The organism is Rugamonas sp. GW822-FHT03B10, from assembly GCF_058801745.1.
In genome coordinates, this window is record NZ_JBXANP010000023.1 from 43,574 (window position 1) to 63,354 (window position 19,781).

16 protein-coding genes are annotated in these 19,781 nt (G+C 66.1%); 4 read left to right on the forward strand and 12 right to left on the reverse strand.

The genetic code is table 11. The features are described 5' to 3' along the window. Positions 1 to 22 precede the first annotated feature (22 nt). From AC1RQG_RS24790 to AC1RQG_RS24800, 3 genes are read right to left on the reverse strand one after another with little or no spacing between them, the layout of a single operon-like run. Positions 23 to 913: an SMP-30/gluconolactonase/LRE family protein gene (locus AC1RQG_RS24790; RefSeq protein WP_493135564.1), complete on the reverse strand. Its 891-nt coding sequence runs from the start codon at positions 911 to 913 to the stop codon at positions 23 to 25. Then, positions 913 to 2,640: an L-arabinonate dehydratase gene (gene araD, locus AC1RQG_RS24795; protein ID WP_493135566.1), complete on the reverse strand. Its 1,728-nt coding sequence runs from the start codon at positions 2,638 to 2,640 to the stop codon at positions 913 to 915. The genes AC1RQG_RS24790 and araD overlap by 1 nt, the downstream gene beginning before the upstream one ends. 37 nt (positions 2,641 to 2,677) lie before the next feature. Beyond that, the gene (locus AC1RQG_RS24800) at positions 2,678 to 3,697 is read right to left on the reverse strand and encodes a 2-dehydro-3-deoxygalactonokinase (protein ID WP_493135568.1); all 1,020 of its coding nucleotides are present in this window, start codon (positions 3,695 to 3,697) and stop codon (positions 2,678 to 2,680) included. A 352-nt stretch (positions 3,698 to 4,049) separates the two neighbouring features. Here AC1RQG_RS24800 and chvE point away from each other — a divergent pair, with 352 nt between their 5' ends. From chvE to mmsB, 3 genes are all read left to right on the forward strand, one after another. Continuing rightward, positions 4,050 to 5,117, forward strand: a complete 1,068-nt coding sequence (gene chvE / locus AC1RQG_RS24805) for a multiple monosaccharide ABC transporter substrate-binding protein (protein ID WP_493135571.1) — start codon at positions 4,050 to 4,052, stop codon at positions 5,115 to 5,117. A 64-nt stretch (positions 5,118 to 5,181) separates the two neighbouring features. Beyond that, the gene (mmsA, locus tag AC1RQG_RS24810; protein ID WP_493135573.1) at positions 5,182 to 6,723 is read left to right on the forward strand and encodes a multiple monosaccharide ABC transporter ATP-binding protein; all 1,542 of its coding nucleotides are present in this window, start codon (positions 5,182 to 5,184) and stop codon (positions 6,721 to 6,723) included. Continuing rightward, complete coding sequence (gene mmsB / locus AC1RQG_RS24815; protein ID WP_493135576.1) at positions 6,716 to 7,993, forward strand: multiple monosaccharide ABC transporter permease; 1,278 nt, start codon at positions 6,716 to 6,718, stop codon at positions 7,991 to 7,993. Before mmsA ends, mmsB begins: the two co-directional genes overlap by 8 nt. Positions 7,994 to 8,057: 64 nt before the next feature. Here the strand turns inward: mmsB and AC1RQG_RS24820 are convergent, their stop codons facing one another. From AC1RQG_RS24820 to AC1RQG_RS24855, 8 genes are all read right to left on the reverse strand, one after another. Further along, positions 8,058 to 8,996: a LysR family transcriptional regulator gene (locus AC1RQG_RS24820; RefSeq protein WP_493135579.1), complete on the reverse strand. Its 939-nt coding sequence runs from the start codon at positions 8,994 to 8,996 to the stop codon at positions 8,058 to 8,060. 95 nt (positions 8,997 to 9,091) lie between these two features. Then, positions 9,092 to 9,868 (reverse strand): SDR family NAD(P)-dependent oxidoreductase, encoded by a 777-nt coding sequence (locus AC1RQG_RS24825; RefSeq protein WP_493135581.1) that lies wholly within the window; start codon positions 9,866 to 9,868, stop codon positions 9,092 to 9,094. Positions 9,869 to 9,896: 28 nt separating this feature from the next. Continuing rightward, entirely contained in the window at positions 9,897 to 11,429 is a 1,533-nt protein-coding gene (locus tag AC1RQG_RS24830; protein ID WP_493135583.1) for an aldehyde dehydrogenase (NADP(+)), read from the reverse strand. Beyond that, positions 11,426 to 12,418, reverse strand: coding sequence for an AraD1 family protein (gene araD1 / locus AC1RQG_RS24835; RefSeq protein ID WP_493135585.1), 993 nt, complete (start codon positions 12,416 to 12,418; stop codon positions 11,426 to 11,428). The genes AC1RQG_RS24830 and araD1 overlap by 4 nt, the downstream gene beginning before the upstream one ends. Positions 12,419 to 12,435: 17 nt before the next feature. After that, complete coding sequence (locus AC1RQG_RS24840; protein ID WP_493135587.1) at positions 12,436 to 14,175, reverse strand: IlvD/Edd family dehydratase; 1,740 nt, start codon at positions 14,173 to 14,175, stop codon at positions 12,436 to 12,438. Between the two features lie 120 nt (positions 14,176 to 14,295). Beyond that, on the reverse strand, positions 14,296 to 15,357 hold the full coding sequence (locus AC1RQG_RS24845; protein WP_493135589.1) for an aldose epimerase family protein: 1,062 nt from the start codon (positions 15,355 to 15,357) through the stop codon (positions 14,296 to 14,298). Between the two features lie 72 nt (positions 15,358 to 15,429). After that, positions 15,430 to 16,680 carry a maltoporin gene (locus AC1RQG_RS24850; protein ID WP_493135592.1) on the reverse strand — a complete coding sequence of 417 codons (1,251 nt, stop codon included), beginning with the start codon at positions 16,678 to 16,680 and terminating at the stop codon, positions 15,430 to 15,432. A gap of 155 nt (positions 16,681 to 16,835) precedes the next feature. Beyond that, the gene (locus AC1RQG_RS24855) at positions 16,836 to 18,041 is read right to left on the reverse strand and encodes an MFS transporter (protein ID WP_493135595.1); all 1,206 of its coding nucleotides are present in this window, start codon (positions 18,039 to 18,041) and stop codon (positions 16,836 to 16,838) included. Positions 18,042 to 18,143: 102 nt separating this feature from the next. Here AC1RQG_RS24855 and AC1RQG_RS24860 point away from each other — a divergent pair, with 102 nt between their 5' ends. Beyond that, a complete protein-coding gene (locus AC1RQG_RS24860; RefSeq protein WP_493135597.1) occupies positions 18,144 to 19,040 on the forward strand; it encodes a LysR substrate-binding domain-containing protein in 897 nt (298 codons plus the stop codon). 233 nt (positions 19,041 to 19,273) lie between these two features. On the opposite strand, the gene AC1RQG_RS24865 is transcribed toward AC1RQG_RS24860, so the two are convergent. Beyond that, a complete protein-coding gene (locus AC1RQG_RS24865) occupies positions 19,274 to 19,684 on the reverse strand; it encodes a hypothetical protein (protein WP_493135599.1) in 411 nt (136 codons plus the stop codon). Positions 19,685 to 19,781 lie beyond the last annotated feature (97 nt).

Consider the following 19,781-nt stretch of genomic DNA (forward strand, 5'->3'; position numbering starts at 1 on the left):
TCGGTCTTCCGTTCAATGCGGTTCAGGGCAAGGCGCCGAAGCGCGCTTCCGGCACGCCGCGCGCGGCGGCGATCGTGGCGCCAAACAGGCCGCCAGCCATCGGCTGCGCGGCCCGCGCTTCGGGCGCCAGGTGTTCCCACGCGGTGGTGACGAATAGTTGATCGTATCCGGCGCCGCCCAGGCAGGGGCAGCTGGGCTGGGTGACGGGCAGCGGCCAGGTCGCCACCAACGCGCCGTCGGGCGCGTAGCGCGCCACGCGCGAGCCGCCCCACTGGGCGTTCCATAGATGGCCTTGGGCGTCGATGATGGCGCCGTCGGGCCAGGCGTCGCTGCCGCGCAGGTCGGCGAACACGGTGGTGCGGGCCGGCCCGCCGCTGCCATAGCCGTCCCAGCGCATGATGGTCTGGCGCAGCGTGTCGCTGAAGTACATGGTGTCGCCATCGAGGCCGAAGCAGATGCTGTTGGCGATGGCGCACGCGGGCAGCGGCAGCCGTTCCAGCGTCAATTCGGTATTGAGACGGTAGTAGCCGCCGATGGCTTGCTTGTCGGCGCGCTCGTCCAGCGTGCCAAACACGAAACGGCCCTGGCGGTCGCACCGCCCGTCGTTGACGCGGGTGTGCGGCAAATCCGGTTCCACTTCCACGATGGTGCTCACGCTGGCGTCGCGCAGGTCCAGCCACGCGAGCCGCGAGGCCAGGCCGGCCAGCAGCAAGTTGGGGTCGTCGGTCAGGGCGAAGCAGCACAGGCGTTCGGGCAAGGCCCACTGCCGTTGTTCACCCGTGGCCGGGTGGTAGCTGTGCAGGCGTGCGCCGTGGATGTCGGTCCAGAAGACGCGGGCGCTACGCTCGCACCACAGCACGCCCTCGCCCAGCTCGTCGCCGGCATCCACCAGCAGTGCCAATGGCGCGGCCATCAATGCGACTCGCGCGGCACGGCCGAACCACGGCAGCCGACCAGGAAGTCGAGGTCCACGCCTTGGTCGGCCTGCAGCACGTGTTCGGTGTACATCGACTGGTAGCCGCCGCGCATGGCCGCTTCCGGCGCGCGCCATGCCTCCTTGCGCCGCGCCAGCTCGGCGTCGTCCACCTCCAGGTGCAGGCGTCGGTTGGGCACGTCCAGTTCGATCATGTCGCCGTCGCGCACCAGCGCCAGCGGCCCGCCCATGGCCGCTTCCGGCGCCACGTGCAGCACCACGGTGCCGAAGGCGGTGCCGCTCATGCGCGCGTCCGAGATGCGCACCATGTCCGTCACGCCTTGCGCCAGCAGCTTCTTCGGCAGACCCATGTTGCCCACTTCGGCCATGCCCGGATAGCCTTTCGGGCCGCAGTTCTGCAGCACCATCACGCTGTCGGCGTCGATTTCAAGTTCGGGGTCGTCGATGCGGCGCTTGTAGTGCTCGATGCTGTCGAACACCACCGCCCTGCCCCGGTGCCGCATCAGCGCGGGCGTGGCGGCCGACGGCTTGATGATGGCGCCGCGCGGCGCCAGGTTGCCCTTGAGGACGGCGATGCCGCCGTCGTCCTTGAACGGCGCGGCCAGCGGGTGGATCACCTCGGGGTTGAAGTTCTCCGCGTCGGCCACGTTGTCGGCCACGCTGGCGCCGGTCACGGTGAAGGCCGCGCTGTGCAGCTTGCCCAGCAGTTCGCGCATCACCACGGGCAGGCCGCCGGCGTAGTAGAAGTCCTCCATCAGGTACTGGCCGGACGGCATCAGGTTGAGCAGGCATGGCATGTCGCGCCCCAGCCGGTCCCAGTCGGCCAGCGTCAGTTCGACGCCGATGCGCCCCGCGATGGCCAGCAGGTGGACCACGGCGTTGGTGGAGCCGCCGATGGCGCCGTTGACCATGATGGCGTTCTCGAACGCGGCGCGGGTCAGCACGTGCGACAGGCGCAGGTCCTCGTGCACCATGCCGACGATGCGGCGGCCCGTCATCTGGGCCTGCAGCTTGCGGCGCGAATCGACGGCGGGGATGGCGGCGTTGCCCGGCAAGGCCACGCCCAGCGCCTCGACCATGGCCGCCATGGTGGAGGCGGTGCCCATCGTCATGCAGTGGCCGGCCGAGCGCGACATGCACGATTCGGCCTCCTTGAACTGGGTTTGCGTCATGCGGCCGCTGCGCACGTCCTCGGAGAATTTCCACACATCGGTGCCGGAGCCGATCGGCTTGCCCCGGTAGTTCCCGCTCAACATGGGGCCGCCCGACAGCACGATGGTGGGCAGGTCGACGCTGGCCGCGCCCATCAGCAGCGCCGGCGTGGTCTTGTCGCAGCCGGTCAGCAGCACCACGCCGTCGAGCGGGTTGGCGCGGATCGACTCCTCCACGTCCATGCTGGCCAGGTTGCGGAACAACATGGCCGTGGGCCGCAGATTCGATTCGCCCAGCGACATGGCGGGGAATTCGACCGGCAAGCCGCCCGCCTCCAGCACGCCGCGCTTGACCGCCTCGGCCAGGTCGCGGAAATGGGCGTTGCAGGGCGTGAGCTCGGACCAGGTGTTGCAGATGCCGATCACGGGCCGGCCGTCGAAGGCATCGTCCGGTATGCCCTGGTTCTTCATCCAGCTGCGGTGGATGAAGGCATCCTTGTCGTCGCCGCCGAACCAGTGCTGGGAGCGCAGCTTGCGTTTTTTCGTCTCGGTCATTTTTATGTCTTGGTGGTGAGGTGGATGAGGGCGCCGGTCAAAGCGCGAGGGCCGCGTCGGCCGGCACCAGCCCGCGCGCCGCCGCCACCGTCATGGCGCCGGTGCCGGACAGGCCGGCCTGCTGCGCGTCGGTGGCGACGATGCGCCGGCCGTAAAAGAATCCGTTGTCTTCGATCAGCAGCGCCAGCGCGTCGCGCAGCATCGGTTTGCCGCAGATGACGATGGTGGTGTCGGGCCGCATCTGGATCGCGCTGCTGTTCTTCAGGGCCAGCACGTCGTCCGACAGCACGGCGCCGAGCAGGAAGCTGGCGCGCTCGTCGTGCTGCAGGTCGGTGAACTGGGCCAGCGTGCGCACGCTGAAGCAGGCGCGCGCGAGGCCGGTGCGCTGGGCCGTGGCGGCGCCGGCCAGCAGCAGCTCCGGCCGCAGCTCGCGTCCGAACTGGGCGCCCAGCGACTGGCTGATCAAGGTGTGCTGGGTGATCGCCTGCAGCAGTTCGCCCGACAGCGTGGTGGCGCAGCCCGTGATGCGCTGCGCCTGGTCCACGCTGACCAGTTTGGTGTGCGAGCCTGGCAGCACCAGCAGGGCGTGGCCGCTCAATTCCAGGCGGCGCAGCAGGCCGATGGTCTCCGTCTCCTCGCCGCGCATCATGTCCATCGCCTCGTGATTGAGCAGGCTGACCTTGTGGTTCTGGTTGCGCACGCCGGGGATGAACCAGATCGGCTGGGCGCACACTTCCGGCATCTCCATGCGCACCATGCCGCGCGCCAGCTCGGCCAGGCCCACGGGCGCCGTCAGGTGCGGCACTTCCACCAGCCCCAGGCCGGAGGTGATCATGCCGCTGGCCAGCACCAGGCCCACGTCGGACGCCTCCAGCCCGGCCTGGGCCAGCGTGAGCTTGATGATGTCGCGCACGGCGTGCTTGAGGGCGTCCTTGCTGCCGCTGATGGCGCTGTCGCGCACCCCCACCTCCACCGCCGCCTGCGCCAGCAGCGCACCGTGGCGCCACAGGTAGCAGCGGCTGTTGGTGGTTCCGGAATCGATGGTGATAATGTTCATGGCGCGCGCTTGCTTATCTATGCGGGAAGAAGCCACATCTTAGGACCGCCGCCCATGGCTGACCAATGACTAATTTTCGAGATCCGATATCTTTTTCGATATCTGCTACCATTTCCCGCCCACGCCATGGCCCCGTGCTTTTCCCTTGGAAGCCGCCGGGGACGGAGCTGTCGCCCATACGCATATCCATTTCGATATCGTTCTTGCGGAAAAAGTCATTAGTAATGCGCTGTGGACTATTTATGATCCACACATCGCCGCCTGTGTCATTCCGCCGCAAGCGCGACAACCGTAAGGCCGGCGATCCCGCCTGGCCCACATGATCAAACCTATAAGAATCTGGAGACTACGAATGAAGATGAAGACTATGCTTGCCGCCCTGATGATGGTGGGCGCCCTGGGCGCCGTCTCCCACGCCAGCGCGCAAGACAAAGGCCTGATCGGTATCTCGATGCCGACCAAGTCCTCGGCCCGGTGGATCGCCGACGGCGACAACATGGTCAAGGTGTTCAAGGAAAAAGGCTACAAGCCCGACCTGCAGTACGCCGAGGACGACATCCCCAACCAGCTGGCCCAGATCGAGAACATGATCACCAAGGGCGCCAAGGTGCTGGTGATCGCCGCCATCGACGGCACCACCCTGGCCGGCGCGCTGCAGAAGGCGGCCGACAAGGGCGTCAAGGTGATCGCCTACGACCGCCTGATCCGCAATTCCAAGAACGTCGACTACTACGCCACCTTCGACAACTTCCAGGTCGGCGTGCTGCAGGCCCAGTACATCGAAAAGGCGCTGGACCTGCCACACGCCAAGGGCCCGTTCAACATCGAACTGTTCGGCGGCTCGGCCGACGACAACAACGCCTTCTTCTTCTACAACGGCGCCATGTCGGTGCTCAAGCCCTACATGGACCAGGGCAAGCTGGTGGTGCGCAGCAAGCAGATCGGCATGGACAAGGTGGCGACCCTGCGCTGGGACGGCGCCGTGGCCCAGGCCCGCATGGACAATCTGCTGAGCGCCAACTACGGCAAGGCCCGCGTGGACGCCGTGCTGTCGCCGTATGATGGCCTGAGCATCGGCATCCTGTCCTCGCTCAAGGGCGTGGGCTACGGCACGCCGAAGCAGCCGTTCCCGGTGGTGACGGGCCAGGACGCGGAAGTGGCGTCGGTCAAATCGATCCTGCGCGGCGAGCAGCGCTCGACCATCTTCAAGGACACGCGCGAGCTGGCCAAGGTCACGGCCAACATGGTGGACGCGGTCCTGAACGGCAAAACCCCGCCGATCAACGACACCAAGACCTACAACAACGGCGTCAAGGTGGTGCCGGCCTACCTGCTCAAGCCGGTCAGCGTGGACATCCACAACTGGAAACAGGTGCTGGTGAGCGGCAGCGGCTACTACAGCGAGTCGCAGTTCAAGTAAGCGGCGTACCCCGGCGGTGTGCAGCGCCGCCGGGGCGTTCATGCAAGACAGTCCGAGAACGAATATGACCAATACCATCCTGGAAATGCGCGGGATAAGGAAGACCTTTCCGGGCGTGATAGCGCTCGACCACGTGAACCTGAAGGTGCGCGACGGCGAGATCCACGCCATCGTCGGCGAGAACGGCGCCGGCAAATCCACGCTGATGAAGGTGCTGAGCGGCGTCTACCCGCACGGCAGCTACAGCGGCGACATCCATTATCAGGGCCAGGTGCGCGCCTTCCGCGACATCGCCGACAGCGAACACGCTGGCATCATCATCATCCACCAGGAACTGGCGCTGGTGCCGCTGCTGTCGATCACCGAGAATATCTTCCTCGGCAACGAGCCTGGCCGCCACGGCGTCATCGACTGGCACACGGCCCACGAGAAGACGCGCGAACTGCTGCGCAAGGTGGGCCTGAAGGAAGCGCCCGACACCCCCGTCAACCGGCTCGGCGTGGGCAAGCAGCAGCTGATCGAGATCGCCAAGGCGCTGTCCAAGCAGGTCAAGCTGCTGATCCTGGACGAGCCCACGGCCAGCCTGAACGAAAGCGACAGCGACGCCCTGCTGGCGCTGCTGCTGGAACTGAAGGCGCAAGGCATCGCCTCCATCCTCATTTCGCACAAGCTCAACGAAATCGCCAAGGTGGCCGACAGCATCACCGTGCTCCGGGACGGCAACACGGTCGACAGCTTCGACTGCCGCGCGGAGCAGATCAGCGAGGACCGCATCATCCGCCACATGGTGGGCCGCGACATGGCGGAGCGCTATCCGCGCCGCGTGCCCAACATCGGCGACACCTGCTTCGAGGTGCGCGACTGGCGCGTCCACCATCCTGAGAACGCGGAACGCCAGGTCATCAAGGGCATCGATCTCAAGGTGCGCAAGGGCGAGGTGCTCGGCATCGCCGGCCTGATGGGCGCGGGCCGCACGGAACTGGCCATGAGCATCTTCGGCCGCTCCTACGGCCAGAAGATCAGCGGCCAGGCGTTCAAGGACGGCGCGGCCATCGACGTGAGCACGGTGCAAAAGGCCATCGGCCACGGCATCGCCTACGTGACGGAGGACCGCAAGGCGCTGGGCCTGGTGCTGCAGGACGATATCAAGCGCAACACCAGCCTGGCCAACCTGAACGGCGTGGCGCGCCATCTCGTGATCGACGAGGCGCGCGAATACAAGGTCGCCGACGACTTCCGCAGCAAGCTGCGCATCCGCTGCGCCGACGTGTTCCAGCAGACGCTCAACCTCTCGGGCGGCAACCAGCAGAAGGTGGTGCTGGCCAAATGGCTGTTCTCGAAGCCGGACGTGCTGATCCTCGATGAGCCGAGCCGCGGCATCGACGTGGGCGCCAAGTTCGAGATCTACACCATCATCAACCAGCTGGTGGCGGAAGGCAAAAGCATCATCATGATCTCGTCGGAGATGCCGGAGCTGCTGGGCATGTGCGACCGCATCATGGTCATCAATGAAGGCAGCTGCGTGGGCGAATTCAGCGCGGCCGAAGCGACGCAGGAAAAAATCATGCGCGCCATCGTATTAAACGGAGACAAGCAACATGGGTAATCACATCGAAGCCGGCGTGGCCGGCGAACTGGCCAACCTCGCCAAGCCTGCCGCGCCAGCGGAGCCGGCGGCACCAGCGGCAACGGCCGCGCAGCAGCACGCGCCGCCACGGGGCGCATCGGCGCTGGGCTTCATCAAGAACAACCTGCGCGAGTACGGCATGCTGTTCTCGCTGGTGCTGATCATGGCCTTCTTCCAGTTCATGACAGACGGCACGCTGATGGAGCCGCTCAACATCACCAACCTGCTGCTGCAGAACAGCTACGTCGTCATCATGGCGCTCGGCATGCTGATGGTGATCGTGGCCGGCCATATCGACCTGTCGGTCGGTTCGGTGGTGGGCTTCGTCGGGGCGTTCGCGGCCGTGCTGATCGTGAACTACAACCTCAATTACGTGCTGGCCGGCGCCCTGTGCCTGGTCATGGGTGGCCTGATCGGCGCGGCGCAAGGCTATTTCGTCGCCTACGCCAGGATCCCCTCGTTCATCGTCACGCTGGCCGGCATGCTGGTGTTCAAAGGCTTGACGCTGGCGCTGCTGCAGGGCCAGTCGGTGGGCCCGTTCCCGGACGGCTTCCAGCACCTGAGCTCCGGCTTCATCCCCGAACTGTTCGGCGGCGGCGATCTGCGCCTCACTTCCCTGCTGCTGGGCGTGGTGGCCGCCGTGATACTGGGCTACGTCAAGCTGCGCGCCCGCGCGCGGCTGGTGGGCAGCGGCATGTCCGATGAGCCGCTGGCCTTCTTCCTGGTCCGCAACCTGCTGCTGGCCGCCGCCATCGTCTACTTCAGCTACCTGCTGGCGTCCTACAAGGGCATGCCCAATGTGCTGATCGTGATGGCGCTGCTGATCATGGCCTACACCTTCATCGCCAACCGCACCGTGATCGGCCGCCGCGTGTACGCCGTGGGCGGCAACGAGAAGGCCAGCCGGCTGTCGGGCATCAAGACCGAGCGCGTGAGCTTCGCCACCTTCGTCAACATGGGCGTGCTGGCCGCGCTGGCCGGCCTGATCTTCGCCGCCCGTTTGAACACGGCCACGCCCAAAGCGGGCACCGGCTTCGAGCTGGACGTGATCGCGGCCTGCTTCATCGGCGGCGCCTCGGCCTCGGGCGGCGTGGGCAAGGTGATGGGCGCGGTGATCGGCGCCTTCGTCATGGGCGTGATGAACAACGGCATGTCGATCATGGGCATCGGCATCGATTACCAACAGGTGATCAAGGGGCTGGTGCTGCTGGCGGCCGTGTTCGTGGACGTCTACAACAAGAACAAGTAAGGAACGGTTTTTCTCCCCTCTTGACCCGGCAAGCGCGCGCTCGCCGGGTCTTTTTTTCATCCGCTCAGAAAATCTCCTTCGCCACTGAACGCAAGGCGCGCAACAGCAGTTCGGCACCGGGCGACGGCAGATGGCCATCCAGCGACACGATCCCGTAAGCATCCATCCGGCATGGCAGATCGATCGGCAGCACGCTCAGCACGTTCTGCGACTCGTAATACCGGGCCACGGCGATCGGCATCACATGCAGGGAATCGGTCTGCTGCAACAGGGCCGTGACCAGCAGCACCGCCGTCGTGTCGATCACGTTCAGGGGTGGCGTGAGGCCGGCGCGGCGGAACATCAGGTCGCAGCGCGAGCGCAGGATGCTGCCCTGCGGCGGCAGGATCCACGGCCGGTCCGCGATATCCTTCAGTTGCAGGCCGTCGACGGCCAGCAGCGGATGGCCGACCCGCACCACCACGCACGCCGGTTCGTCCGTCAATTCCTCGTACTGCAGGCCGGCCGCGCTGACGCGCTCCGGGATGCGGCCGATCATGAAATCGAGCCGCCCCCGTTCCAGTTGATCGAGCAGCACGTTACTCTGCTCCATCTGCACGCCGATGCGCAACCTGGGCGCCTGCTCCTTCACCATGGTCAGCACGCGCGGCAGCAGCACCAGGCCGGGCGTCATGATGGTGCCGATCTCCACCTGGCCCTGCAGGCCGGATTTGACGGCGACGATGTCGTCATGCGCCAGCGACAGGCTGTTGAGCGCCATGCGCGCGTGGCGGATCATCGTTTCGCCGTAGATGGTGGGCTCCATGCCGCGCGGCAGGCGCTCGAACAGCTGCACGCCCAGCATGTCCTCCAGCTCCTTGAGCTGCTTGGAGGCGGCCGGCTGCGTCATGTGCAGCTCCTCCGAGGCGCGGTGGATGTTGCGCTGTTCGTCGAGCGCGATCAGCAGCAACAGCTGCCGGGTTTTCAGGCGGGCCTGCAAGAACCAGTTGGGGTTGATATCCATAGTGAAATATTATCAGTCTCTGGTCTGGAATGCGAAAAAGCCGGCTGCGGGTCGCGCAGCCGGCTGGCAAGGGGTGGACGGTGGCGCTGCGGGGTTCAGACCCAGCCGGCGTCGACGATGAATTCCTGGGACGTGCACATGGCGCCATCATCGGCGGCCAGGAACAGCGTCATGGAAGCGATATGCCCGGGCAGCAGCTTGCCGGGCAGGCACTGGCTCTTCCTGATTTCCTCCTCGGCCGCCTGGTCGACCCACAGCGCCAGCTGGCGTTCCGTCATCACCCAGCCCGGCGTGACCGTGTTCACGCGGATGCCGTGCGCGCCGTACTCGCGCGCCAGTCCGCGCGTGAGCCCCACCACGGCCGCCTTGGCCGTCGTGTACACGGGATAGCCGGCGCCCTTGATGTGCCACGAGATGGAACTGATGTTGATGATGGACCCGCCGCCCTTGCGCTTCATGCCCTCGAACACGGCCTGGCAGGTGAAGAACATGGGCCGCTGGTTGATGGCGATGCGCTGGTCCCAGTATTCGGGGGTCACGTCGGCCGTCTGGTGGCGCTGGTCGTTGGCGGCGTTGTTGACCAGGATGTCGAAGTCGCCATCCACCCCGTCCGGGCCGGCCAGTTCGGCCATGGCCTGCCGCAGCGCCCCGATGTCGGCGATGTCGCAGTGGCGGAAGCGCGGCGCCGGATGGCCGGCCTGCGCCACGCGCCGGCACAGCGCCTCACTCGCCTCGTGCGCGATGTCGACGAAGGCGACCAGCGCGCCCTGCTCCGCGAACGCCGCGACCAGCGTTTCGCCGATGCCGCTGCCGCCGCCGGTGATGAACACGCGCTTGCCGCGCAAGCTGCCGTAGGTGGCCAATTGATTCATGTGTGTCTCCAAGTCTTTCGGATTGCTTTTATGCGTCATTATCGTCCCGCAGCACGGAAGGCAGCAACGCCTGCGGCAGGTTCTGGTAGGCCACGGGGCGCAGGAAGCGCTGGATCGCCGCTGTGCCGACCGAGGTGCTGCGCCCGTCCGAGGTGGCCGGGAACGGCCCGCCATGCACCATCGCGGCCGCCACTTCCACGCCGGTGGGGAAGCCGTTGGCCAGGATGCGGCCGGTCTTGCGCTCCAATACCGGCAGCAGGGCCCGCGCCGCGTCGAGGTCGCCGTCATCCATCTGCAACGTGGCCGTCAGCTGCCCCTCAAGGCTCTCGGCCACCTGGCGCATCTGCGCCATGTCGCGGCAGACGACCAGCAACGCGGCCGGGCCGAACACTTCCCCGGCCAGCGCGTGCTGGGCCAGGAAGGCGTCGGCGCTGGTGCGGAACAGGGCCGGCGCGCCCTTGCCATCGTGCTGCCCGGTCATGGCCAGCGTGGCCACCTGCGGATGCTCGGCCAACTGGCGCATGCCGCGCTGGTAGGCCTGGGCGATGCCGGGCGTGAGCATGGGCGCGGGCCGCCCCTCGGCCACGGCCAGCGCCGCCGCCAGTTCGAAGCGTTCCAGGTCAGGGCCGTCCAGCGCCAACAGCAGGCCGGGATTGGTGCAGAACTGGCCCACGCCCATCGTGAGCGAGGCCGCGAAATCGGTGGCGATCTGGCCGCAGCGGGCCGCCAGCGCGGCCGGCAGCAGGAACACGGGGTTGATGCTGCTCATTTCCGCGTACACGGGAATCGGCTGGGGACGCGCGGCCGCCAGCGCCATCAGCGCCAGACCGCCGCTGCGCGAACCGGTGAAGCCGACCGCCTTGACGGCCGGATGACGCACCAGTTCCTGCCCCACCTCGTTGCCGGCGCCCGTCAGCAGCGCGAACGCGCCGGCCGGCATCTGGCACAGCGCCAGCGCCTTGGCCACGGCGCGCGCCACCAGTTCGGACGTGCCGGGATGGGCCGGATGGGCTTTCACCAGCACCGGGCAGCCGGCCGCCAGCGCCGACGCCGTGTCGCCGCCCGCCACCGAGAACGCCAGCGGGAAATTGCTGGCGCCGAACACGGCGACCGGCCCCAGGCCGATCATGCGGCGCCGCAGGTCCGGACGCGGCGGCGTGCGTTCCGGCAGCGCGCGGTCGATCACCGCGTCATTCCATCCGCCTTCGCGCAGCAGGGCCGCGAACAGATTGAGCTGGTTGATGGTGCGCGTGCGCTCGCCTTCGAGGCGTGCGCGCGGCAGGCCGCTCTCGGCGCAGGCGCGCTCGATCAGCGCGTCGCCCAGTTCCTCGATCTGCATGCCGATGGTTTCCAGCAGCGTGGCGCGCTGCGCGTCGCTGCTGGCGCGGAAGGTATCGAACGCCGCGTCGGCCAACCGACATGCGAGGTCGATCTGGGCCGCGTCCACCGCGTGGAAATCAGGTTCCATGCTGTGCGCTTCGGCCGCATGCCAGGCCATGAATGGCTGGCCCTTGCCTTTTACGGCCATGCCGCCGATCAGTGCTTCGCCGGTGATCGTCATAATGGCACCACCTTGGCGATGCCGGCCGCGTAAGTGGCCAGCGTGTTGCGCAGGGCCGGCCCGAACACGGGCGCCTCGATCTCGAACGTCTCGCCCGGCTGAACAGAGATGTTATCGGCCACGCTCAGGGTCGCCGTGCCAAAGAAGTGGATATGCACGTCGCCCGCGCGGCGGAACAGCGGGTACTTGAAGTGATGGTGTTCGAGGTTGGCGATGGTGTGCGACATATTTTGCTCGCCACTGACGAAGGCCTTCTGCCAGCGCACCCGCCCTTCCTTATCCAGGATGCGCGACTCGCCCTCCACATGCGGCGGCAGCTCGCCCACCAGCAGCGCCGGGCCCAGGCCGCAGGCGCGCAGCTTGGAATGGGCCAGGTACAGGTAGTTCTGGCGTTCCGTCACGTGATCGGAGAACTCGTTACCGATCGCGTAGCCGACGCGGTACGGCTGGCCATCGTCGCCGATCACGTACAGGCCGGCGATTTCAGGCTCCTCGCCGCCATCGAGCGCGAATTCGGGCATGCGCAGCGGCTGGCCGCTGGCCGCCACGATGGAGCCGTCGCCCTTGTAGAACCATTCCGGCTGCACGCCGGCCGCGCCGGGCTGCGGCTTGCCGCCTTCCACGCCCATGCGGAACATCTTCATGCTGTCGCTCAGGTTCTCGACGGCGCCGCCGATTTTCTTGTGCATGGCGTCGCGCGTGTCGGCGCTGCCCAGGTGGGTCAGGCCGGTGCCCGTGACATAGCAGTGCGCCGGGTCGGCATGGTCTAGCGGCGCCAGCAAGCGGCCCGTGTTCGCCACCGTGGCGTAATCCTCGGTCGCCGTGCCAACCGCCTCGCCGGCCAGCGCGGCCAGGCCACGCCTGGCGCGGATCGCGGCCTGGGCCAGCGCGTAGGTGCTGTCGTAGCCGTCGATCACGCGGATCGTATCGTGTTCGAGCACGCCCACGCGGCGCGCCCCGTCTTCATTCTTGAATTGAACCAGTAACATGGTGTCTCCCGCTAGTCTCAGTGTGAATGCTTGGGCACGTCCGAACCCCGGTTCCCGACGAGGAAATCGAAGTCGCAGCCCTCGTCGGCCTGCAGCACGTGGTCGATGTACAGTTGTTGGTAGCCGCTCTTGGCCGTCGCAGGCTGGCGCGCGGCCCGTTCGGCCAGGCGCTCGGCCAGCGCGCTGTCGCTGATTTCGAGGTTCAGGATGCCGCCCGCGCAGTCGAGCGTGATCCAGTCGCCGTCGCGCACCACGCCCAGCGGGCCGCCGGCCATGGCCTCCGGCGCCACGTGCAGCACCACGGTGCCGTAGGCCGTGCCGCTCATGCGCGCGTCCGAAATGCGCACCATGTCCGTCACGCCTTGCGCCAGCAGCTTGGGCGGCAGGCCCATGTTCCCCACTTCCGCCATGCCGGGGTAGCCTTTGGGGCCGCAGTTCTTCATCACCAGCACGGAGTTCGCGTCCACCTCCAATTCCGGATCGATGATGCGGGCCTTGTAATGGTCGAAGTCCTCGAACACGACGGCGCGGCCACGGTGCTGCATCAGCGCCGGCGTGGCGGCCGATGGCTTGAGCACGGCGCCGCGCGGCGCCAGATTGCCGCGCAGAATGCAGATGCCGCCATCGTCCAGCAGCGGCTTGTCCAGCGGCCGGATCACCTCATCGTCGTACACGGGCGCGTCCTGGCAGTTCTCCCACAGCGTCTTGCCGTTGACGGTGAGCGCGTCGGGATGGGGCAGCAGCTTGCCGTCGCCCATGCGGCGGATGGCGCCGGGCAGGCCGCCGGCGTAATAGAATTCCTCCATCAGGAAGCGGCCCGATGGCATCAGGTCGACGATGGTCGGCATGCCGCGCCCGATGCGGGTCCAGTCCTCCAGCGCCAGGTCGACGCCGATGCGGCCGGCGATGGCCTTCAGGTGGATCACGGCGTTGGTGGAGCCACCGATGGCGGCGTTGACGCGGATCGCGTTCTCGAAGTTCTCGCGCTTCAGCACCTTCGACAGGCGCAGATCCTCATGCACCATCTCGACGATGCGGATGCCGCTCATGTGGGCCAGCACGTAGCGCCGCGAATCGACGGCCGGGATGGCGGCGTTGTGCGGCAGGCTGGTGCCCAGCGCCTCGGCCATGCAGGCCATGGTGGACGCCGTGCCCATGGTGTTGCAGGTGCCGGCCGAGCGCGAATGGCCCGATTCGGCGTGCATGAACTCGTGCATGGTGATGGTGCCGGCCTTGACCTGCTCGTGCAGCTGCCACACGGCGGTGCCGGAGCCGATGTCCTTGCCATTGAGCTTACCGTTCAACATCGGGCCGCCGCTGACGACGATGGTGGGCAGGTCCACGCTGGCCGCGCCCATCAGCAGGGCCGGCGTGGTCTTGTCGCAGCCGACCAGCAGCACCACGGCGTCCATCGGATTGCCGCGGATCGACTCCTCCACGTCCATGGACGCCAGGTTACGGGTCAGCATGGCGGTCGGGCGCAGGTTCGATTCGCCGTTCGAGAACACGGGGAATTCGACCGGGAAGCCGCCCGCCTCCAGGATGCCGCGTTTGACGTAATCGGCCAGCTGGCGGAAGTGGGCGTTGCAGGGGGTGAGCTCGGACCAGGTGTTGCAGATGCCGATAATGGGCTTGCCCTGGAATTCATGGTCGGGTATCCCCTGGTTTTTCATCCAGCTGCGGTACATGAAGCCATTCTTATCCTGGGTGCCGAACCACTCGGCCGAGCGCAGCTTGGTTTTCTTTGTCGCGGACATGCATTCCTCCTGGTTGAGCGCGCGGCACACGTGACCGTCCGCGCAGCGATGAGTGATGGTATTGCGGCCAGCCATCACAATCCAATCACTTATTCGTCCAGTTCGATATCGAAACGGATATCAGTCGAGAATGAAGAAGCGGTAGGCGATGGTGCTGCGATGGACCTGGCCCGGCCGCAGCATGGCGCTGGGAAAGGCCGGTTGGTTGGGGTTGTCCGGGAACTGCTGCGGTTCCAGGCACAGGCCGGTGCGGTGGCCGTGCTGGCCCGCGCCGCCCGTCAGGAAGTTCCCGCTGTAGAACTGCAGGCCCGGCGCCGTGCACGACAAGTCCAGCGCCCGGCCCGAGCCGGGATCGTGCAGCCGCGCGGCCAGCGTGGCGCTGGCGTGCGGGCGCGGGCGCAGGACGAAATTGTGGTCGTAGCCACGGCCCAGCGCCAGTTGCGGGTGCGCCGCGCCTATTTGCTCGCCCACCGCGCGCGGCGCGCGGAAATCGAACGGCGTGTGTTCGACCGGGGCGATGGCGCCCGTGGGAATCAGGCCGGCGTCCACCGGCGTGTAATGGTCGGCGGCGATCGTCAAGCGCTGATCGAGGATATCGCCCTGCCCCGCCAGATTGAAATAGGCGTGGCTGGTCAGGCTGACGGGCGTGGCCCGGTCGCTCTCCGCGCGAAAATGGATCAGCAATTCATTGGCGCGATTGAGTTCATAGAGCACGGTCAGCGCCAGATCGCCGGGGTAACCCTGGTCGCCATGCGGACTCACATGCGTGAGCGACAGCCGCGCCGCGCCGGCCTTCGCGCTGGGCGCGGCCTGCCACAAGGCCTTGTGCAGGCCGGCGCGCCCGCCGTGCAGGTGGTGCGCGCCGTCGTTGACGTCGAGCTGCACCGGCTGGCCGTCGCACTGGTAGCGGCCCTGCGCGATGCGGTTGGCGTGGCGGCCGATCAGCGCGCCGAGGTAGGCGCGGTCGTCCAGATACGGCGCGAGCGTCGCATGCCCGAGCGTGACGTTGGCGCACACGCCATCCCGGTCCGGCGCGTGGATCGCGGTGATGATGCCGCCGTAGTCGCTGATGCGGACCGTGAGACCGCAACCGTTATCGAGCGTGTACAGGCTGGCCGCGCGCCCGTCCGGCAACTGGCCGAACGGCGCGCGGGTGATGCTGGGGAGTCGCAGAGCGAACATGGCAAAAGATGCGCGGGCGCCGCGCCGGCCCGGCGTTATCCATGCCGGACCGACGAGGCGCCCTGCCCTGTCTTAGAACCAGGCTTCGACCTGCAGGCCGACCGAGGTGCCGTTGGTGGACGAACCGAAGGTCGGGCCGGCGTTGTTGCTGGCGTTGAGCGCGGCGGTGGCCGGGTCGTTCCACTTGGCGTAGGTGACGAAGGCGCGCAGCTCGGGACGCGACCAGTAGCCTTTGCCGGCCGTGATGGTCGGCGCGATGGTGATCGTGTTCAGGCGCAGCGTCTCGCCGCCGTTCGGCTGCGTCACGCGGTGGGTGCCCAGTTCCGCCTGCAGCTTGAAGTGCTCGCTCAGCGCGTACACGGGGCGCGCGCCCAGCGTGGTCCAGGTGCTGGAGCCCGCGTTCGACTTGTCGCGCTGGCCCAGCACCACGAACTCCATGCTGAATTCCGGCGTCGGCTGCATCACCAGGTCGTTGAAGACGCGGGTGCGGGTCACATCGCTGCCCAGCGTGGTGCTGCCGGACGCGCCGATGCGGTCGTTGCCCACGCCGATGCCCGTGCCGGGGCCCACGCCGTACTGGATGCCGAAGGTGTTGCCGCCGCCGAGCACCTTGTCCTGCTTGTGCAGCACCGTCAGCTGCCAGCCATTGTGCTTGTCCTTGCCCTGCGCCGTGATGATCGAAGTGGCGATGTCGATGGTGCCGCCCGGATTGACGGGCAGGCCTTCGTAGATCAGGTTCTGGCGCAGCGCCGATTTGTTGTCGGTGATCACGCCCGTGGTGACATCGGTGGTGACGCTGTCGTTGTCCTTGAACACGGCATAGCTGAATTTGCCGGGGCCGGCCTTGACGCCGTCGATACCGCCGCCGGTGCCGTTCAGGTTGATGAACTGCAGGTCCAGCATGTGGATGTCCGGACGGTAGTAGTAGCGCTTACCGATCCAGGCCACGCCGCCGTTCAGCACATCGATGCCCTTGGCTTCGACGTAGGCCTTGGCCAGGCCCAGCTTGGAGTCGCCGAAGTCGGAGCCGGAGTTCCACTCGTTGGCCCACAGCGTGCCGACGAAGCTCACGCCGTCGGGCGTCTTGGCGAATTCCTTGGTGTAGCCGCCTTCGAAATAGGCGTCGCACTCGTTGCCGAGGCGGTACTTCATGGTGTTGCCGCCCAGGCTGTAGCAATCTTGCGGGCCATGGCTGCTGCCCACGCCGGCGCGCAGGTAGCCGTGGAAGCCTTCCTCGTCGTGGCCGGCGTCGGCGCGGGCGGCGTTGCCGGCCAGCGTCATGGCTAGCGCCAGCGGCAGCATGGTCAGGATGCGTTGGTTCATCGTTGTCTCCTAATTGTTTTTGAAATGGATCGTCGTTCCGTGGAACTGGTATCACCGCACGCGGTTCAGATGCCGAGCTTGATACTAGTGGCTGCAACGATTCCTTTCCAATTACTTATTATTCAACTTCGATATCGGAAACGATATGTGCCGGTTCAGTGTCCGGCTGCGGCGCGGCGCGTGACGACAGGTGCGGCGGCGCCCTCTGCGCGGTCCAGCGCGCCGGCCAGCCAGGTCAGGCCGAGCGCGCCCAGCACGACGAGAGCGCCGATCCACGGCGTCGCCAGCAGACCGAGATGCACCACGATCAGGCCACCGGCCCATGCGCCACCGGCGATGCCGACATTGAACGCGGCGATGTTCAAGCCCGAGGCCACATCGACAGCCTGCGGCGCGTCACGCTCGGCGCGCTGCACGACGTACACCTGCAGGCCGGGCACGTTGCCGAAGGCGACGGCGCCCCACACCAGCACGGTCGCCAGCGCCAGCCATGCGTGTGCGGCGGTGAAGGTCAGCGCGAACAACACCAACGCCAGCAAGGCGAACACGATCTGCAAGGCCCGGATCGGCCCCTTGCGGTCGGCCAGCTTGCCGCCCCAGATATTGCCGAAAGCGACAGATACGCCATACACCAGCATCACCAGGCTGACGCTGCCGGCCGAGAAGCCGGAGACTTCCTGCAGGATGGGTGCAAGGTAGGTGAACGCGATAAAGGAGCCACCGTAGCCGAGCGTGGTCATGGCGTACACCAGCAACAGGCGCGGCTTCTTCAACACGGACAACTGCACCAGCAACGACGCGGGCTTGCTGGCGGCGACATCGTCCGGCACGAGGATCAGGCTACCGAAAAAGGCGAGCACGCCGAGCAAGGCCACAGCCAGGAAGGTAGTCTGCCAGCCAAAGGTCTGGCCGATGAAAGTACCGAGCGGCACGCCCGTCACCAACGCCACAGTGAGACCGGTGAACATCAGCGCGATCGCGCTGGCCGCTTTTTCCTTCGGCACCAGGCTGGTCGCGATGGTCGAGCCGATCGAGAAAAACACGCCGTGCGCGAGGCCGGTCAGCACGCGCGCCACCATCAGCGCCTGATAGCCGGGCGCCAGCCACGCGACCAGGTTACCGGCCGTGAACAAGGCCATCAGGGCCAGCAACAGGTGCTTGCGGTGCATGCGGCCGGTCAGCGCGGTGAGCACGGGCGCGCCGATGGCGACGCCCAAAGCGTACAGGCTGACCAGCAGCCCGGCCGACGGCACCGAGACGCCAAGGCTGGCGGCGATGGTGGGAATGAGGCCGACGATCACGAATTCCGTCGTGCCGATGGCGAACGCGCTGAGTGTCAGCGCCCAGAGTGCGAGAGGCATGGTTTTCCTTTGCTGTGGATGAACGATGTCTCGCAGTGTGTCGCTTGCGCTGTCAAAGAAAAAGCATAGACGATACAATACATCTTTGACCAAGGATCACAAATGCTGCATATTGAAGGATTGATTGCCTTCGTTTCGGTCATAGATAGCGGTTCGTTCTCCGCTGCGGCCGACCGGCTCGGGCAAACGCCGTCCGGCATCAGCCGCGCCATATCGCGCCTGGAAGCGCAACTGGGCACCACGCTGATCACGCGCACCACGCGCCGGCTCGACCTCACCGAAGAAGGCACGTGGCTGCTGGCGCGGGCGCGAAGCATCCTGGCCCAGTTGCAGGAAACGGAAGAACACATGCACGCCCGCCAGTCGCAGCCCTCCGGTCTGGTGCGGGTCAGCGCGGCGACGCCGGCGCTGATCCATCTGCTCGCGCCATTGATGGCGGCGTTCATGGATGCCTATCCGCTGGTGCGGCTGGAGCTGGTCAGCGGTGAAGCCATCGTCGACCTGATCGAAGCGCGGATCGACCTCGCGATCCGTATCGGCCCGCTGGCCGATTCCACACTGAACGCCAGACGCCTGGGCACGAGCCGCCTGCGGATACTGGCTTCACCCGATTACCTCGCGCGCCACGGCACACCGCAGAACCAGCAGCAGCTCGGCGCGCACCGCCTGCTAGGCTTCACGGCGCCCGCCACGCTCAACATCTGGCCCCTGCCCCAGCCGGGAGGCGACGGGCTGGCGGTGCAGCCCGCGATTGCCGCCTCCAGCGGCGAAACCGTGCGGCAGCTGGCGTTGGACGGCGCCGGCATCGCCTGCCTGGCCGACTTCCTGACGCATGGCGACGTGGCCGGCGGCCGGCTGGTGCCGGTGCTGGAGGCGGAAACGCTGCCGTGGAACCAGCCCGTGTGGGCCGTCTTCTACAAACAGGGAGCGCTTGCGCCGCGCATCGCGGCGCTGGTTGAATTTTTGGCGCTAGGGCTAAAAGGCGTGCTGAGGGGCTGAATGGAAAAGCGGCCGGATCGGTCCGGCATCGGGTGCCACGCACCGGGTCTCAGGTTTGTGGCACCACCAAGGTCACGCCGTCATAGCTGTCGCGACGAAAGACCTGATAGTGGCTCGAATCAGATTAAACGGTTGACCTTAGAATTAGGATAATGTCCGACGACCGGCAGTATCCGCCCCAACTCGGACCTTCACATTTTCCCAAAAGTAGCCGCTATAAGCCTTTCGGAGAGTTAACGCAACAAGCTAATATTTGAAACAGAATTTCTGACAGACTCCAAGAATTCACTGAACTGACTTGAAGGCGAAGAGGCAATGATTGAAAGCAATACGCTGTTTGGCAACTTCACGAGCGAAATATAACGCATTTCTTGGGAGTCTCCTGTACTCCATGTCTCGCACAGCTTGATTGAAGAATTTTTCCGAAGCTCCGGTTCATGGTGGGTTTCATTCGAAAACACTGGATTCAGAATCGCCGCACAACCAGCAGAAAAAATCTTTTCCCCTTTAGCCGCAGCCACAGGTGTAACCTGAACCATTAAACTTTTACCCTTTTCCCCAAAGTTACCCGTTTCATTATAGGAAAGCCCACCAAACATCTGAGGAACCACTTTTAAGCCCTTGGTGTTCAGATGTATCCCCATTGCTTTCTCCGATGAAATATGGCTCTATGCCGTTTCCAGTGGAAATTGACATCGGGTACCATGTCGGGTAACGCCATTTCATAGGTTCCAGAATCCT

Bases quoted from the DNA above. Each gene is read 5' to 3' on its own strand.
- AC1RQG_RS24790 (WP_493135564.1), bottom strand. From the start codon at position 913: ATGGCCGCGCCATTGGCACTGCTGGTGGATGCCGGCGACGAGCTGGGC.
- araD (WP_493135566.1), bottom strand. From the start codon at position 2,640: ATGACCGAGACGAAAAAACGCAAGCTGCGCTCCCAGCACTGGTTCGGC.
- AC1RQG_RS24800 (WP_493135568.1), bottom strand. From the start codon at position 3,697: ATGAACATTATCACCATCGATTCCGGAACCACCAACAGCCGCTGCTAC.
- chvE (WP_493135571.1), top strand. From the start codon at position 4,050: ATGAAGATGAAGACTATGCTTGCCGCCCTGATGATGGTGGGCGCCCTG.
- mmsA (WP_493135573.1), top strand. From the start codon at position 5,182: ATGACCAATACCATCCTGGAAATGCGCGGGATAAGGAAGACCTTTCCG.
- mmsB (WP_493135576.1), top strand. From the start codon at position 6,716: ATGGGTAATCACATCGAAGCCGGCGTGGCCGGCGAACTGGCCAACCTC.
- AC1RQG_RS24820 (WP_493135579.1), bottom strand. From the start codon at position 8,996: ATGGATATCAACCCCAACTGGTTCTTGCAGGCCCGCCTGAAAACCCGG.
- AC1RQG_RS24825 (WP_493135581.1), bottom strand. From the start codon at position 9,868: ATGAATCAATTGGCCACCTACGGCAGCTTGCGCGGCAAGCGCGTGTTC.
- AC1RQG_RS24830 (WP_493135583.1), bottom strand. From the start codon at position 11,429: ATGACGATCACCGGCGAAGCACTGATCGGCGGCATGGCCGTAAAAGGC.
- araD1 (WP_493135585.1), bottom strand. From the start codon at position 12,418: ATGTTACTGGTTCAATTCAAGAATGAAGACGGGGCGCGCCGCGTGGGC.
- AC1RQG_RS24840 (WP_493135587.1), bottom strand. From the start codon at position 14,175: ATGTCCGCGACAAAGAAAACCAAGCTGCGCTCGGCCGAGTGGTTCGGC.
- AC1RQG_RS24845 (WP_493135589.1), bottom strand. From the start codon at position 15,357: ATGTTCGCTCTGCGACTCCCCAGCATCACCCGCGCGCCGTTCGGCCAG.
- AC1RQG_RS24850 (WP_493135592.1), bottom strand. From the start codon at position 16,680: ATGAACCAACGCATCCTGACCATGCTGCCGCTGGCGCTAGCCATGACG.
- AC1RQG_RS24855 (WP_493135595.1), bottom strand. From the start codon at position 18,041: ATGCCTCTCGCACTCTGGGCGCTGACACTCAGCGCGTTCGCCATCGGC.
- AC1RQG_RS24860 (WP_493135597.1), top strand. From the start codon at position 18,144: ATGCTGCATATTGAAGGATTGATTGCCTTCGTTTCGGTCATAGATAGC.
- AC1RQG_RS24865 (WP_493135599.1), bottom strand. From the start codon at position 19,684: ATGGGGATACATCTGAACACCAAGGGCTTAAAAGTGGTTCCTCAGATG.